Annotated in this window: 1 protein-coding gene and 1 pseudogene; both read right to left on the reverse strand. The window is 50.7% G+C overall.

The window, feature by feature from the left end:
- Window positions 1–225: pseudogene (locus CK500_RS16675) on the reverse strand (MarR family transcriptional regulator); the annotation flags it as partial.
- Window positions 226–862: 637 nt separating this feature from the next.
- Entirely contained in the window at window positions 863–1,300 is a 438-nt protein-coding gene (locus CK500_RS16680; RefSeq protein ID WP_095638301.1) for a TRAM domain-containing protein, read from the reverse strand.
- Between the last annotated feature and the right edge of the window lie 68 nt (window positions 1,301–1,368).

Here is a 1,368-nt window from a genome sequence, read left to right on the forward strand (position 1 = left end):
ATCGTCTGTGATCGCCCAATGATTCTTGCGGTGGCGAACGAGACCGCGATCTTTCAACCGACTCAAGTTCGTTCCCACGGTGTTCGGATCACGGTTGATTTCGTCTGCGATCTCGCGGCGTTGCCACGCTCGATCCCTGTTTTCGAGGAGGAACTTCACAACTGCCTCGCTAGTGGATAGCCTCTCCTCCCCGTTCCCCGCCGCTTCAAACTCTTCCATGTCCATTGTCATGGTCACGTGTTGGGTGTACTATTGTAAGAGTATGCTGCTGTGCTATGTACTGTTGTGCTGAAGCAGATAGCCATGTAAGCCGAGGTCATCATGTCGTCTAAAATCGGTTGGAGCCCCAACTTGCGGTTATCGGCGACCAGCTGTTACAGTCTGGAGGCTCTGTTGAAATTCTCAAAAAGTGACATATTTTGACACGGTTACGGTCAATCTAGGGGACTCACGAATCGCTCAGAACAGGGAACTCATTATCCGATCAGATCTCCCGATCTCAATATCGTATGAGGTCAGCTAGGATGCCGGGAGATTATTTGTATTGAACAAAATACAGTTGACGTGAGCGCAAACAAGAGCATCATCGGTCTTCAAGTATCAATACTAGGCTTGGCGGTAGCTAACTTCTACGCAGGGTCGACATTATTTGGGTTTTTAGTGCCAGTTGCTCTCCTATTATACGGCTCATATCTCGTTGGGACTAACGAATTTGACCGTTGAGAAGCAAGATACGCAGGCACATTCTATCGGCTGATTCAACTGTGAATTCACGAAATAAATGTCGTGGCAAATCTTCTATGACACCCTATAGTAGTGTGAGAAGTTTGCGATAACCACCCGTTCGTGCCAACCTGCGGGCCTAGACTTCCCCGTGAGGTGTGTCATCAACGACATCCGCGAACGCAACGTTTTCTCGGACCTGTTGCATCTCAACCGTGACGCGGTCTCCGATATTCGTCTCGGGAACAATCACGACGTAGCCGCGCTCAACTTTCGCGATCCCGTCGCCTTGGTCACCGAGATTCTCGATTTCGACCTCCCGCCGGTCACCTTCCTCAACGGGCGGGCCCTCGAAGTCCTGCTGCTGATCTTCGTGGTCAGTAGGTTGGATGGGGCCAATCGTCTCTGTGTCGTCCACATCCGATGCTGCCGTCGAAATGAGCGCAACACGGTATGTCTCATCTTCAGCAAGTGTCCCGGTGGCTATCTCACGTTCTGGTACGGTGATCTGGTAGGTGCCATCGTCTTGTTCAACAGTCGCAGTATACAGTGTCTGGAGCGTCTCAGAAATGTCCATAAATCGCGTATTGTGTTGACTCGTGCCAGGTGACTTGTTTCTAGCGTTTCTAGTGCTCTCAACTGATT

The sequence above is a fragment of the Halorubrum salipaludis genome (genome assembly GCF_002286985.1).
Classification (GTDB): Archaea; Halobacteriota; Halobacteria; order Halobacteriales; family Haloferacaceae; genus Halorubrum; species Halorubrum salipaludis.